Source organism: Curtobacterium sp. L6-1 (assembly GCF_018885305.1).
Taxonomy (GTDB): domain Bacteria; phylum Actinomycetota; class Actinomycetes; order Actinomycetales; family Microbacteriaceae; genus Curtobacterium; species Curtobacterium aetherium.
This window is the reverse complement of sequence record NZ_CP076544.1, coordinates 1,803,734-1,817,044: the sequence shown is the minus strand read 5'-3', so window position 1 is coordinate 1,817,044 and position 13,311 is coordinate 1,803,734. Positions and strand designations below refer to the sequence as shown.

At 73.2% G+C, this 13,311-nt stretch carries 15 protein-coding genes and 2 tRNA genes; 12 read left to right on the top strand and 5 right to left on the bottom strand.

The genetic code is table 11. The annotated features are described in order from the left end of the window. Nucleotides 1-10: 10 nt before the first annotated feature. The 5 genes from KM842_RS08255 to KM842_RS08235 all read left to right on the top strand — a co-directional run bounded on the left by KM842_RS08255 (nt 11) and on the right by KM842_RS08235 (nt 5,629). Nucleotides 11-3,208, top strand: a complete 3,198-nt coding sequence (locus tag KM842_RS08255; RefSeq protein ID WP_216257447.1) for a GH92 family glycosyl hydrolase — start codon at nt 11-13, stop codon at nt 3,206-3,208. 58 nt (nt 3,209-3,266) lie between these two features. After that, nucleotides 3,267-3,794 carry a hypothetical protein gene (locus KM842_RS08250; RefSeq protein ID WP_216257445.1) on the top strand — a complete coding sequence of 176 codons (528 nt, stop codon included), beginning with the start codon at nt 3,267-3,269 and terminating at the stop codon, nt 3,792-3,794. 70 nt (nt 3,795-3,864) lie between these two features. Next, nucleotides 3,865-4,725, top strand: coding sequence for an alpha/beta fold hydrolase (locus KM842_RS08245; RefSeq protein WP_216257443.1), 861 nt, complete (start codon nt 3,865-3,867; stop codon nt 4,723-4,725). Then, nucleotides 4,718-5,290, top strand: coding sequence for a TetR/AcrR family transcriptional regulator (locus KM842_RS08240; protein ID WP_216257441.1), 573 nt, complete (start codon nt 4,718-4,720; stop codon nt 5,288-5,290). The genes KM842_RS08245 and KM842_RS08240 overlap by 8 nt, the downstream gene beginning before the upstream one ends. 48 nt (nt 5,291-5,338) lie before the next feature. Continuing rightward, nucleotides 5,339-5,629, top strand: a complete 291-nt coding sequence (locus KM842_RS08235; protein WP_216257439.1) for a hypothetical protein — start codon at nt 5,339-5,341, stop codon at nt 5,627-5,629. Here the strand turns inward: KM842_RS08235 and KM842_RS08230 are convergent. Then, on the bottom strand, nt 5,597-6,262 hold the full coding sequence (locus tag KM842_RS08230; RefSeq protein ID WP_216257438.1) for a CatA-like O-acetyltransferase: 666 nt from the start codon (nt 6,260-6,262) through the stop codon (nt 5,597-5,599). The genes KM842_RS08235 and KM842_RS08230 overlap by 33 nt on opposite strands. A 56-nt stretch (nt 6,263-6,318) precedes the next feature. On the opposite strand from KM842_RS08230, the gene KM842_RS08225 reads away from it, so the two are divergent. Together KM842_RS08225 and KM842_RS08220 are read left to right on the top strand one after the other, a co-directional pair. Beyond that, the gene (locus tag KM842_RS08225) at nt 6,319-6,861 is read left to right on the top strand and encodes a GNAT family N-acetyltransferase (RefSeq protein WP_216257436.1); all 543 of its coding nucleotides are present in this window, start codon (nt 6,319-6,321) and stop codon (nt 6,859-6,861) included. Beyond that, entirely contained in the window at nt 6,858-7,058 is a 201-nt protein-coding gene (locus KM842_RS08220; protein WP_216257434.1) for a GNAT family protein, read from the top strand. The genes KM842_RS08225 and KM842_RS08220 overlap by 4 nt, the downstream gene beginning before the upstream one ends. A gap of 12 nt (nt 7,059-7,070) precedes the next feature. Here KM842_RS08220 and KM842_RS08215 read toward each other — a convergent pair whose 3' ends face one another. Next, nucleotides 7,071-8,189, bottom strand: coding sequence for a sensor histidine kinase (locus tag KM842_RS08215; protein WP_216257432.1), 1,119 nt, complete (start codon nt 8,187-8,189; stop codon nt 7,071-7,073). Beyond that, nucleotides 8,186-8,872, bottom strand: coding sequence for a response regulator transcription factor (locus tag KM842_RS08210; RefSeq protein WP_216257430.1), 687 nt, complete (start codon nt 8,870-8,872; stop codon nt 8,186-8,188). The genes KM842_RS08215 and KM842_RS08210 overlap by 4 nt, the downstream gene beginning before the upstream one ends. A gap of 87 nt (nt 8,873-8,959) precedes the next feature. Between KM842_RS08210 and KM842_RS08205 the strand changes: the two genes are divergently transcribed. Genes KM842_RS08205 through KM842_RS08195 form a run of 3 tightly spaced genes read left to right on the top strand, consistent with a single transcriptional unit; the run spans nt 8,960 to nt 11,789 of the window. Further along, on the top strand, nt 8,960-9,607 hold the full coding sequence (locus KM842_RS08205) for a M15 family metallopeptidase (protein ID WP_216257428.1): 648 nt from the start codon (nt 8,960-8,962) through the stop codon (nt 9,605-9,607). Then, nucleotides 9,607-10,782, top strand: coding sequence for an alanine racemase (gene alr, locus KM842_RS08200; protein ID WP_216262227.1), 1,176 nt, complete (start codon nt 9,607-9,609; stop codon nt 10,780-10,782). Before KM842_RS08205 ends, alr begins: the two co-directional genes overlap by 1 nt. Continuing rightward, nucleotides 10,779-11,789, top strand: coding sequence for a D-alanine--D-alanine ligase family protein (locus tag KM842_RS08195; RefSeq protein ID WP_216257425.1), 1,011 nt, complete (start codon nt 10,779-10,781; stop codon nt 11,787-11,789). Before alr ends, KM842_RS08195 begins: the two co-directional genes overlap by 4 nt. A gap of 15 nt (nt 11,790-11,804) precedes the next feature. Here the strand turns inward: KM842_RS08195 and KM842_RS08190 are convergent, their stop codons facing one another. Together KM842_RS08190 and KM842_RS08185 are read right to left on the bottom strand one after the other, a co-directional pair. Continuing rightward, nucleotides 11,805-12,530, bottom strand: a complete 726-nt coding sequence (locus KM842_RS08190; RefSeq protein WP_216257424.1) for an SGNH/GDSL hydrolase family protein — start codon at nt 12,528-12,530, stop codon at nt 11,805-11,807. A 156-nt stretch (nt 12,531-12,686) separates the two neighbouring features. Beyond that, nucleotides 12,687-12,760: transfer RNA gene (locus KM842_RS08185), tRNA-Gly, on the bottom strand. 53 nt (nt 12,761-12,813) lie between these two features. On the opposite strand from KM842_RS08185, the gene KM842_RS08180 reads away from it, so the two are divergent. Both KM842_RS08180 and KM842_RS08175 read left to right on the top strand, forming a co-directional pair. Next, on the top strand, nt 12,814-13,077 hold the full coding sequence (locus tag KM842_RS08180) for a hypothetical protein (RefSeq protein ID WP_216257422.1): 264 nt from the start codon (nt 12,814-12,816) through the stop codon (nt 13,075-13,077). 127 nt (nt 13,078-13,204) lie between these two features. After that, nucleotides 13,205-13,281 (top strand) — tRNA-Pro (locus tag KM842_RS08175). Nucleotides 13,282-13,311 lie beyond the last annotated feature (30 nt).

The window sequence follows — 13,311 nt, the reverse complement described above, 5'->3', positions numbered from 1 at the left end:
CGATCGATCCATGAGTGACGTGCGCCGTGGCGGCCCGACCACTGACAGCCCGACGAACACCGGTCCGGTGACCGCGGTCGCGGCCCGGAACGGGGTCGGGTTCGTCTCGCAGGAGGCGACCCTGGTCGAGCAGACCGGGCCGGGGGAGACCGTGCAGGTCCTCCGCGGGCTGACCGGTCGGGAGGTCGGCCCCACCGACGTCCTGACCTGGGTCTGGTTCCCGGAGCGGTCGCTGCCCGAGGGGCAGACCGAACCGGCAGTCCGGGACCTCGACGGGTTCTGGGCCGCCACGGCGTTCGCACTCGACGTCGTCTTCACCGACGGCACCCGACTGAGCGAGGGCGGCGCCCGAGACCAGTACGGCGACGTCGTCACCCCGGCCGGGCAGGACGACGCCGGCAAGCAGTGGGTCGACCAGTGGAACCGCCGCACCGTCGACCTGTCGGCGGCCGCCGGTCGGGTGGTGGACCGCCTGGAGGCGCGGCTCGGCCGGGCAGACCGGCCCGCCTCCGTCGGCGGACCGTCGGCCCGGTCGGTGCGCGGGTGGCTCGACGACGTCCGCATCGAGCCCGCCGGTCCCGCCACCGGCGCCCTCCCCGCGGACGCGCGTCCGCTCGACCACGTCCGCACCACCCGCGGCACGCACTCGTCGGGCACGTTCTCGCGCGGGAACAACGCACCGCTCGTCGGGCTCCCGCACGGGGGCGTGTTCGGGCTGCCGATGACGAACGCGTCCGACAGCCGGTGGCCGTACGCCTACCAGGAGCACAACCGGGCGAGCGACAACCGGCCGACGATCCAGGCGTTCGCCACGAGCCACCTGCCGTCCCCGTGGATGGCCGACCGCGGGGTGTTCCAGGTCATGCCGTCGCCGCTCGCCTCGCCCGACCCCGACCGGACCGCCCGCGCGCTCGGGTTCGACCACGTCGACGAACTCGACGGCCCGCACCGGTACCAGGTCGCCCTCGACGAGGGTGTGACCGCCGAGCTGACCGCGGGGGAGTTCGCCCTGGCCTGGCGGTTCACCGGTGCCCGCAGCGTCGTGCTCGACCACCACGGTGTCCTGCGCTCCTGCGCGGTCCGGGTCGAGGACGGCACCGCCGTGGTCGACGCCCTGCTCGACGACCGTGCCGAGACCCCGCCGCACCACGTGCACCTGCGCATCGCGAACGCCGTCGCCGAGCACACCGCGTTCGTCGACGGCGAGCTGCGCGGCTGGGTCGAGGTCGCCGGGGACACCGACGTCTTGCTCGGCATCTCGACCGTCTCCGCCGAGGACGCCGTCGCGAACCTCGCCGCCGCGGGCGACTTCGACGCGATGCGCGAGCACGCGGAGGAACGCTGGGTCGCGGAACTCGACGTGCTGCAGGTCGAGGGCGCCACCGAGGACCAGCTCGTGTCGCTGTACTCCGGCCTGTACCGGGCCTTCCTCTACCCGACCCGGGCGGGGGAGACCGCGCGGACGGGGAGCCCGCGCCATCGGTCTCCGTACGGCGCCGTCCTGTCGGAGCCGATCCGCGACGAGCCCGGTCCAGAGATCGTCGAGGGGCCGCTCACCACGACGAACGGGTTCTGGGACACCTACCGCACGGCCTGGCCGCTCCTCGCGCTCCTTACCCCGGACACCGCGGCCGACCTCGCCGAGGGCGTCGTCGGACACTTCGTCGACGGCGGCTGGACCCCGCGCTGGAGTGCACCCGGCGCCGAGGACGTCATGACCGGCACGACGAGCGACACGGTCTTCGCCGACCTCGTGGCGAAGGGCGTCGACGGGTTCGACGTCGAGCAGGCCTACCGGTCGGCACTGCGGAACGCGACCGTCCCCTCTCCGGACCGACGGGTCGGACGGAAGGGGAGCCTCCCGGGCCTGTTCCGCGGGTACGTCGACACCGCGACCGGCGAGGGGATGTCGTGGACCCTCGACGCGGCCATCAACGACTGGGGCGTCGCCGTGCTGGCGGACGCGATGGCGCAGCGTGCGGCCGCGGCCGGGGACACGGCCGGCGGAGCACGGTACCGGGCCGAGCACGAGTGGTTCGCCCGCCGGTCGTTGCAGTACCGCAACGTCTTCGACCGCGATCGGGGGTTCTTCATCGGCCGCACCCCCGACGGGTCGTGGCGCGCGGGTGCCGACTTCGACCCCGACGTGTGGGGGAGCGACTACACCGAGACGAACGCGTGGGGGACGATGTTCACCGCGCCCCACGACAGTGCCGGGATCGTCGACCTGCACGGCGGACCGGCCGCGTTCGACGCCGCCTTCGACCGGTTCACCGAGCGCCGCGAGACCGGCCGCACCGACCGGTCCGGCTCGTACGGGTTCGCGATCCACGAGATGACCGAGGCCCGGGATGTCCGGATGGGCATGCTCGGGCTGTCGAACCAGCCGGCGCACCACATCCCGTTCTTCCCGATGGCCACCGGGCGGCACGACGACGCGCACCGGATCGTCCGCGAGTGCCTCGACCGGCTGTTCGTCGGCTCGGACCTCGGCCAGGGGTACCCCGGCGACGAGGACAACGGCGAGATGAGCGCCTGGTACGTCTTCGCGACGATCGGGCTGTACCCGCTGGCGCCGTCGACCGGGACCTACGTGCTCGTGCCGCCGGCGGTCCGGCGGACGGTGCTGCGCCGACCGGGAGGATCGCCCACTGTCATCGAGACCGCCGGCACCGGGCGGTTCATCGCCTCCGTCACCGTCGACGGGGAGCCGTGGACGTCGATCAGCATCCCGCACGCGGTCGTCGTCGGCGCCTCGCGGATCGTCGTCGCGCTGTCGGAGACCCCGGTCGGCTGGGCGGCGGACACGCGCCCGACCTCGGCGTCCGAGCAGCACGGGTACCGGGACACCCCCGACGACGTCCTACCGGTCGGGGCGTCACCGCTCACGGACGACGCCGGGAGGACCGTCGTGTCGCTCGCCGCGGGGGAGTCCGTCGACGTGCCGGTCTCGGTGGCGGCGGCCTCACTCGTGACGGTGACGGCGGCGACACCCGGCACCGCGTCGTGGCGGATCACGCTGCGGAGCGCCGACGGGTACGTCGTGCACACGCTCGACGGTCTCGACGAGGAGTTCGCCTGGGCCGGGCAGACGCGGGTGTTCCCCTTCGCCGGTGGGGTCGACGGCGGGACGCTGACGTTCCTGGCGCTGACGCCGGTCGCGCTCACACAGCTGCAGCTCGTCGCGGCGGACGGTGGGACCCGCTGACCGGACGGTCGACCGCTCCCGGCGCTACGGTCGACGTGGAGGGGGAACGATGAGCGAGATGACGAACACCTGGGGCGGGGCCACGCCGGACGCGCCGAGGAAGGCGCTGTTCCGGACCCGGCGACCCACCTGGCAGTGGATGATGTGGTTCGTCGCGGGACTGGTGATCGTGCTGGTCGGCCTCGTCTCGGCCGTGCGCGACGCCACGTCCGGGCGGCCGGACGCGATGACGATGGCCGGGCTGTCGGTCTTCTTCTTCTGTGGCACCGGCGCCCTCGCTGTGCTGCTCGCCGCAGCGATCCGGCGCTCGGGAATCGAGGGCTTCGACGACCACCTGGCGGTGCGGTTCGGCTTCCGCAAGCCCCGGATCGTGCGACCGACCGACATCCGGGCGCTGCAGTCCGAGGTGCAGTCGAGGAACGGCATGACCTGGTCGAGCATCGTCGGTAGGGGGGACCGGAAGAAGCGCCTCTTCCAGGCGTTCATCGGGTACCCGGGAACCGATGAGCTGGCCGGGTGGCTCGCAGCACGGTGTCCGAAGGAGTGGTCCGCGTACCTGGCTGCAGTGGGCGGTCGGCGCTCCTGACGGAGAGTCCTTGACACGTCCTGGCTACGGGTATTAGCTTCTGGCTAACACTCGTAGCCAGGAGGAGCTCATGCTCGAACACATCGCACTCGCGGGCGGCACCATCGCCGTCGACGTCAGCGGTACCGGACCCCTCGTCGTCCTCGCGCACGGCATGGGTGACAGCCGGCACTCGTACCGCTTCGTCGAGCCGGAGCTCGTCGCCGCCGGGTACCGGGTCGCCAACGTCGACATCCGCGGGTGCGGCGACTCGAGCACCGGCTGGTCCGGCTACGGCCGTGCCGACATCGCGACCGACCTGGTCGCCGTCGTCCGGCACCTCGGCGGTCCCGCCGTCATCGTCGGACAGTCGATCAGCGGTGGCGCGGCCACGATCGCCGCAGCCGATGCTCCCGACGTCGTCGCGGGCATCGTCGAGCTCGCCCCCTTCACCCGCGCGCAGTCGTTCGACCTCGGCGGGTTCCTCCGCAACCGCAACCGGCACCGCTCCGGCACGTCCCAGCTGCTCAAGGTCATGACGACCGGCAGCCTGCCCGGGTGGCTCGCCTACCTGGACGTCGCCGTCCCCACGAAGCCCGCCGACTGGACGCAGGAGCGCGCCCGCATCGAGGAGACCCTGCGGCAGCCCGAGCGGATGGCGGTCCTCCGCGCGATGACGAAGACCTCCCCGGCCGACGCCGGCGCCCGGCTGGCGGACGTCCGCTGCCCCGTGCTCGTCGTCGAGGGCAGCGCCGACCCCGACTGGGCGGACCCCGCTGCCGAGGGACGCCGCATCCTGGCCGACTTGCCCGCCGGGCTCGGCGAACTCGCCGTCATCGAGGGCGCCGGCCACTACCCGCACACCGAGACCCCGGGTGACGTCCTGGCGCTCCTCCTCCCGTTCCTCGGACGCACCCTCGCCTCCGCCACGACGGACGCCGACCGTGCCTAGGGCCGGACTCGACGCGGCGGTCGTCACCCAGGCCGCCGCCGCACTCGCCGACGAGATCGGACTCGCGCAGGTGAGCATGAGCACCGTCGCGGAGCGGCTCGGCGTCAAGGCGCCGTCGCTCTACAAGCACGTCGGCGGGCTCACCGACCTCACCCGACGCATCGCGGTCGTGGCGGTCGCCGAACTCGGCGATGCACTGCGGGACGCGACACAGGGGCGGGCCGGGAGGGACGCCCTCGCCGCAGCCGCCGGTGCGGTCCGCCGGTACGTCCGTGAGCACCCCGGCCGGTACGCAGCCACGACCGGTGCCCGTCCCGAGGACGCCGACGACCCGCTCACCCTCGCGCTGGACCGAACGCTGGCCTCGTTCGAGGCGGTGTTCCGTGACTACGGGCTCGACCCGGCGGACCAGGTGCACGCGCTGCGGATGCTCCGGAGCGTGCTGCACGGCTTCGCGACGCTCGAGGTCTCCGGCGGCTTCCAGATGGGGACCGACGTCGACGAGAGCTTCGCGTGGCTGATCGACTTCCTGGACCGCGGCCTGCGCGCCGGCACGGCACGATGAGCGTCGGACACGGACACGGTCCCGCCCGCGCGCGTCCCGGACGTCGTCATGCGAGCTGCGCCGGCCGGTGCTGACGCTGCCGACGTGTGGCGGTGGTCCGACGCCGTCACCGCCGAGGAGGCCGCCCGCCGGACCATCGGGTACGAGACGTTCGTCGAGCGACCGCCCGATCTGGCGCGGGCGGAGCAGGCGCGAGAGCGGTACACGGCGCTGTACCGGGCGTACGTCGAGGCCGCGCAGGAGTTGGGGGTGCCGTTCCGCGAGCCGGAGGTGCCCCTGGACGCGGCCGACCAGCGCGGCACCGGATCAGCTGGCGGGTCCGGAGGCCCACTGCGGTGAGGCGAACAGCTCCTGCAACTCGGTGACGAGACGGGCCGTGTGGAACCCGTCCGCCGCAGCGTGGTGGATCTGGACGGCCAAGGGCAGGATGACCCGGTCCTCGATCCGCCGGTAGCGGCCGAGGGTGAAGATCGGCGCCAGGTGGTCCCGTGCATCCCGGATGCCCAGCGTGAACCCCGTGAACGACGTCCACGGGATGCTCGACACGTCGAACACGTTCGGTGGCACGTCGTCCTGCGGGAAGAGCGAGGACGCCGTGCGGTACTGGTCGAGGACGTCGGCGGCTTCACGGTGGAACGTCACGAAGTCCTCGCGGTGCGGCGTCCACACGCTCGCGAACGTCTCCCGCTCCGGGTTGAACACCGTGAACGACGGGTGCAGGACGTCCCACACGGCCGGGGCACCGGAGGGGTCGAGTGCCGTGCGGAACTCGGCGTGCCTGTTGACGACGGCCGACAGGGCCCAGATCTGCGCCACGGAACTCCTGACCGGAGTACCGCGCAGGGTGTCGACGAGTTCGGTGACGTCGACGTCCACCGTCATCGCGTAGGTGCAGGGGACGCGTTCGCGGTAGTGCTCGAAGTGCTCGCGGCGCGGCCATGACGCGAGGTCGATGGGCCGGAGGATGTCCATGCCCTCGAGCCTAGGGCGGCACAGAAGACGCTCCCGCTCGCCGGTACGGTCGTTGCATGGGCACCGCGTTCTCCATCCACCGCACCACCGAGGACGACTGGCCGCTGGTCCGCGAGCTCCGGATCGAGAACGCGACCGACAACCCGATCTCGTACGGCGCGACGCTCGAGACCACTCTCGCGATGACCGAGGACGACTGGCGGCTCCGGGCCCGCCGGGGTCAGGCGGTCGATGCGACCAGCCTCGCGGCCGTCGACGACACGTCCGGACGGTGGATCGGGATGATGAGCGCGCAGAGCGGGGACACCGACGGCACCGATCCCGTCCTGACCGGCGTCTTCGTCTCGCTGGCCTTCCGCGGTCGTGCGCACGGGGTCGCCGACGCGCTCCTGGGTGGCATCGTCGACTGGGCGGACCGACGCGGTGCGACGCGTCTCCGGTTGTACGTCCACGAGCACGGCACACCGGCCAGACGCTTCTACGCCCGGCACGGCTTCGTGCCGACCGGTCGGACGCGGCCGGTCGGCTTCACGGAGGGGACGACGCTGGAGATGGCCCGTCCCCTGGGGCAGGTCGAGCGCGGGGCGGTGCGGTCGTGACGCTTCCGCTCCGTCTCGTCACGCCGGACGACGGGCCGGCGCTCGCCGACCTGCTGGTGCGCAACCGCGCGTTCCTGGCACCGTGGAGCCCGGTCCGCGCGGACGGGTACGAGACCGTCGACGGGCAGCGCAGGGACATCGCGTCCGTGGTCGACCGTCATGAGCGGGGCGACGCCGTCCGCTCCGCGCGGCGCTGACGCCGGATTCGTCTACGGGGTCGGGGGAGTGCCCGCGCCCGGCAGCCGCACCGTCACGACGAGCCCACCTCCCGCACGCGGGTCGAGCCGCAGCGTCCCCTCGTGGGCACGGACGACGGCGTCCACGATCGCGAGCCCCAGTCCGGCGCCGACCTGGTCCTGGTGCACCCGGGCGGTCCCGCGTTGGAACGGTTCGGTCAGGGTCGCGACGAGCTCGGGCGGGAGTTCCTGGCCGCTGTTCTCGACCACCAGTACCGCTACCGATCCGCCGTCGAGCGTGCCGGAGGCGGTGGTCACCCGGACGAACGGCACGCCGCCGCCGTCACGCTCGACGTTGTGCACGACCGCGTTGTGGACGAGGTTCACGACGAGCTGCAGCAGGAGCGCGGGCACGCCAGGCGCGTGTGCGGCCGTGCCCTCCACCTCGAGCGCGACCCCGCGTGCCTCGGCGAGCGGCAGCAACGCCTCGGTCGCCTCCTCGGCCGCGAGGGACAGGTCGACGGGCTGCCGCGCTGTCGGGCGGCGACCCGCGCGACTGAGCAGGAGCAGCGCCTCCGTCAGGTCGACCGCTCGGGCGTTCACCGTGAGCAACTTCGTGACGAGCGCCGAGTGGTCGTGCTCGGGGTCGTCGCGCGCGACCTCGAGGACCGTGCGCGTGATCGCCAGCGGGGTGCGAAGCTCGTGCGACGCGTTCGCGGCGAAGCGCTCCTGCGCTGCCACGTGCGCCTCCAGCTGGTCCAGCATCGCGTCGAACGCGTCCGCCAGCTGACGGAACTCGTCGTCCCGCCCCGGCAACCGCACCCGGTGCGCCAGCGACCCCGTCCCGACCAGCCGGGCCGCGGTCCGCAAGCGGGCGAGCGGCGCGAGCACCCGGCCCGCCAGCAGCCACCCACCCAGGAGGCCCGCCACCAGCAGGGCGCCGAGGGCGCCCACCGCGGGCGGGACGAAGGCCCGCACCAGGTCGGTCCGGTTCGGGACCGACCCGGACTGCAGGGAGATCTGCTCCGTCGGGACGTAGCGCAGCAGGAAGACCCAGACGACGGCGAGCAGGAGCACGCCCGTCACGACCACCACCGCCGCGTAGCTGAGGGTGAGACGCCACCGCACGCTCAGGCCGGGCCGTCTCGTCACGATGGGCGGGCCTCCTCGGCCGTGGAGGCGGCGATCCGGTACCCGACGCCGGGTACCGTCACGATGACCTCCGGCTCACCGAGCCGCTTGCGCAGGGTCGACACCGTGATCCGGACGGCGTTCGTGAACGGGTCGGCGTTCTCGTCCCACGCGCGTTCGAGCAGGTCCTCGGCGCTGACGACGCCGCCGGCGGCGGCGACCAGGACCTCCAGCACCGCGAACTGCTTGCGGGTGAGGGCCACGAAGTGGCCGTCACGGACGACCTCCCGCCGGAAGGGGTCGATGCGCACCCCGCCGAACTCCAGGACCGGCGGGCGGGAGGGCGTGCGACGACGGGCGAGGGCACGGAGGCGCAGGACCAGCTCGCGGAGGTCGAACGGCTTCGTCAGGTAGTCGTCGGCGCCGACGGCGAACCCGGACGCCTTGTCGTCGAACCGGTCGGCTGCGGTGAGCATGAGGATCGGCGTCCCGCTGCCCGAGGCGACCACGTGCGCGGCGATCGCGTCCCCGGACGGGCCCGGCACGTCCCGGTCGAGCACGGCGACGTCGTACGTGTTGAGGCTGAGCAGTTCCAGGGCCGTGTGGCCGTCCGGGGCGACGTCAGTGGCGATCGCCTCGAGCCGGAGCCCGTCGCGGACGGCCTCCGCCAGCAACGGTTCGTCCTCCACGATCAGCACACGCACGGGACGATGCTACGAGCCCCGACGTATCGGGAACGTATGCGGGAACGCATACGCCCTCGCAACACCGCTCGCTCGAGCATCGGTCACATGTCCTTCCCCGTGAGCCGTCGCCGTCCGCCGCGTCCCGAGCAGTCCGCCCGTCCCCGTCACCGGGTCCTCGTGCCGGGCCTGACCCTCGTCCTCCTCCTCGTGCTCGCCGTCCTGCTGGCGGGGTGCGCGGTCCGCTCAACCGTCGAGGGTGTGGCGGGCGCCGACTCCGGGCCGTCGGTGGCCTCGGCGACGGGCCGCGCCGGTGGGGAGACCCCGTCGGACGCCTCGGTCTTCGACGACACGCTGCCCGCCGTCACGCGGCTCGATCCCGCGCTCCTCGCCGCCCTCCGGCACGCTGCCGGGGACGCCGCGGACGAGGACGTCACCTTCGTCCTCAACAGCGGGTGGCGCTCTGCCGCGTACCAGCAGCAGCTCCTGCGCGACGCGGTCGACGAGTACGGCTCGGTGCACGAGGCCGCCCGCTGGGTGGCGACCCCGACGACGTCGGCACACGTCCGCGGTGACGCCGTCGACATCGGGTCGTGGGACGCGGCGAGCTGGCTGTCCGACCACGGGGACGCCTACGGCCTGTGCCAGATCTACGCGAATGAGGGGTGGCACTTCGAGCTCCGCCCGGAGGCCGTCCAGTCGGGGTGTCCGGAGATGTTCGTCGACCCGACGCAGGACCCCCGGATGCGGCAGTGATGCGCTCCCCGGTGTCGGAGCTGGTCGTCCACGACGACGCGGTCCGGGCGAACACGGCGTTCTTCGCCCGGCGGACCGGTGGTCGGCTCATGGCGGTGCTCAAGGCCGACGGGTTCGGGCACGGGGCCCTCGCCCGGTCGGTCGTCGAGGCCGGCGCCCGCTCGGTCGGCGTGACCTCGATCGCCGAGGCGCTCGCCGTCCGCGGTGAAGACGTCGACGTGCCGGTGCTCAGCTGGCTCAACCCGGTCGACGCCGACTTCGGAGCGGCGGTGCTGGCGGACGTCGACCTGGCGGTGCCGAGCTCGGCCGTCCTGTCCGCCGTCGCCCGGGCAGCGCGAGCCGTCGGACGTCGGGCTCGGGTGCACCTGCACGTGGACGTCGGGATGGCCCGCGACGGGTGCCCGTCCACGGACTGGCCGACGTTGTGCGCCCTCGCCCGCGAGTTCGAGGGGGCCGGAGACGTCCGGGTCGTCGGTGTCATGGGGCACCTGTCGTGCGCCGACCGCCCGGACGACCCGCAGAACGTCCGCGAGCGTCTCGTGTTCGACGCCGCGCTCCGGACCGCCCGGCGCCGCGTGCTCACCCCGGCGGTCGCGCACCTCGCCGCGACCGCCGCGACCCTCACCGGAGCGGGAGCGGGAGCCGGAGCCGGTGCCGGTGCCGGTGCCGTTGCCGGTGCCGGGTACGTGCACCGCATCGGCGCGGGCCTGTTCGGCATCGACCCCTCGGGCACGACCGACGTCCTGCGCCCGGCGCTGACCCTGCGCACCCGGGTCGTGTCCACCAGGACCGTCCGCGCCGGGACCGGTGTCGGGTACGGCCACGACTTCACCGCGACGCACGACACCACGCTCGCGCTCCTCCCACTCGGCTACGGCGACGGACTGCTCCGGGCTGCCGCAGGCCGCGCCGAGGTGCTGCTCGACGGACGACGGCGGCCGATCGTCGGACGGTTCTCGATGGACATGCTCGTCGTCGACACCGGCGGCGACGAGGTGCGCCCGGGCACGGTCGCGACCCTGTTCGGCCCCGGTCGACACGGCGAACCGACCGTCGCCGACTGGGCGCGCTGGGCGTCCACCATCCCGCACGAGATCGTCACCCACATCGGCAGTCGCGTCGCGCGGGTCCACCGCACGACCGTGGTCGGTACGGACACAGGAGGAACAGCATGAGCGCACACACCCCACGACGGATCGCCGTGATCGGTGGTGGACGCAGCGACGAGCACGAGGTCTCCCTGGCCTCCGCCGCGGCGGCGGCCCGGGCAGCCCGCGGGAACGGCGACGAGGTCGTCGCGCTCACCATTGACCGGGACGGCCGCTGGCGCACCGACGACGGGGAGGCCCGCACCGCCTCCGACGCGGTCCGGCACCTCACGACGTGCGACGTCGCCCTGCCGCTCCTGCACGGCGTGCACGGGGAGGACGGTGCCGTCGCCGGGCTCCTCACCATGCTCGGCGTCCCCTTCGCCGGTGCTCCGGTGCGGGCCGGCGCCCTGGCCATGGACAAGTGGGCAACGAAGCTCCTCGCCGAGGCGGCGGGGATCGCCACCGCACCCGCCGTGCTCGTCCGCCCGGGCGAGCGCGTGGGAGCGCCGCCGCTCGACCTGCCGCTCGTGGTGAAACCCACGACGGGAGGCTCGAGCAACGGCGTCACGCGCGTCGCCATCGCGGACGCGTACCGCCCGGCGATCGCTGTCGCCCGTGCCGCGGGGGAGGACGTGCTCGTCGAGTCCTTCGTGACCGGCCGTGAGGTCGACATCGCCCTCTTCCGGGACCGCGACGGCGCGCTGCGGGCCGGAGCGACGCTCGAGGTCGGCGTCGACCGGGACGGTGTGTTCGACCGGGCGCGCAAGTACGACGGGACCGCGGAGTTCACCGTGCCCGCCCGGGTCGCACCGGACGAGCACGAGGCGGTCGACCGGGCGGCGCGGGTCCTCTACGGGGTGCTCGGCTGCTCGGGGGTGGCGCGCTTCGACTTCTTCGCCACCGGCGCCGGCGTCGTGCTCAACGAGGTGAACACCACGCCCGGGTTCACCGAGCGGTCGCAGGTGCCGCTCATGTACGCGGCGGTCGGCCTGGGGTACGGGGAGCTGATCACGGAACTCGTCGAGGCGGCGCTGGTCGGACCGGGGCCGGTCGTGTCGGGACCGGTCGAGTCGGAGCCGTCCGTGCGCTGACGGGGCCGGCCGGGGTCAGACGTGGTCGGCCAGGTGGGCGCCCCACACGGCGTAGGTGTCCCGGTACCGGTGCTCCTCGGCCTCGGGGCGCCACACCGACCGGGTCAGTTCCTCGGGGAAGTCGACGACGTCGACCCGGTCGAGGTCCTCCGCCACGGCGCGGGACCGGGCGTTGAGTGCCCGCCCGTGCACCCCTGCCGCGACACGTGCCGCACGGGAGAGGCTGCCGGCGTTGTCGAGGGGCGGGATCTCGCCGACCATGACCCGCGCGTCCCGGGGCAGTGCCTCGTGCAGCGCCTCGACGGTGTCCCGCAGGTGTCGTTCCCACGTCGCCGGCGCCATCACGCTCAGGGAGTCGGTGATCCCGACCATGACCACGACGAGCTGGCACTCCCGCAGCTGCTCGCGGTGCCCCCGGACGACCGCCGGCAGCTGCCGGATGCTCGACGACGGGCAGCTCGCGATCGACCACGCGGTGCCCCGGCCGTACTGAGCGGCACGGTGTCGCGCGAAGAACGCCGGGATCGACAGCTCGTGCGTGCGGACGCCCAGGGACAACTCGCCGCGCTCGCCGATGAACAGGACACGGTCGAGCCCGGCTCCGGGCACTTCACCGGCTGCGGGGTCGTCCGGGAACACGTCGAACGCGGCGTCGGAGCGGCGGAAGACGAACTCGCTGAACCGGGCGCTCCGGGCAGGGAGGGTGAGGGCGGTCTGCAGGATGGAGCGGACTCGTGACATGGGGCCCGCGATCGATCTGCTGCGGCAGCGGGGTCCACCGCGCGGTCGCCGTCCTTCCGGGTGCCGCCACACTAGTCCTCCGAAATGCGGTCATCGGGGACAAAGCCCGTCGTGACTGATCAGAGGAGATGGCGGGAATGGAGGGGATGGCGGGAATGGAGGGGATGACGGGAATCGAACCCGCGTAGCCAGTTTGGAAGACTGGGGCTCTACCATTGAGCTACATCCCCGCGACTGCGCACGAGTCGCAGCCCCACCACCATACCGGACGAACGACACCCCCATGATCCTGCCGCCGCCGGACGAGTCGTCGCAGCGCACGATCAGGCGCTCCCGGGTCCTGTCCTACGTGCTCGTCGCCGTCGCCGCGCTGGTGCTGTCCCTCCGGCCGGAGCTGTTCGGCGACCCGCAGGCCCAGCCGTGGCACGCGCTCCTGCACGTCTGGCGGATCGTCGCCGGCCTGCTGCTCGGGGTGGCCGCGCTGGCGGTGCAGGTCCTGGTGGGCGTGCGCTGGCGACGGGGGCTCCGGAAGGCCGCGGAGGACTGACTTCCCACAACCGGGCGTCCTGCCGGGTTCTCCGCACCCGGAGCCCGCTAGACTCATCGAGGTCGTGGGGCCGGACTCGTCCTGCCCGCGCGCCGTCCGGCGCACACGACGATCCTGGCCCTCGTACCGGGGCGTAGCTCAGCTTGGTAGAGCGCCCGCTTTGGGAGCGGGAGGTCGCAGGTTCAAATCCTGTCGCCCCGACCAGGTCACATCGAACGTCAACCAACAGGAGAA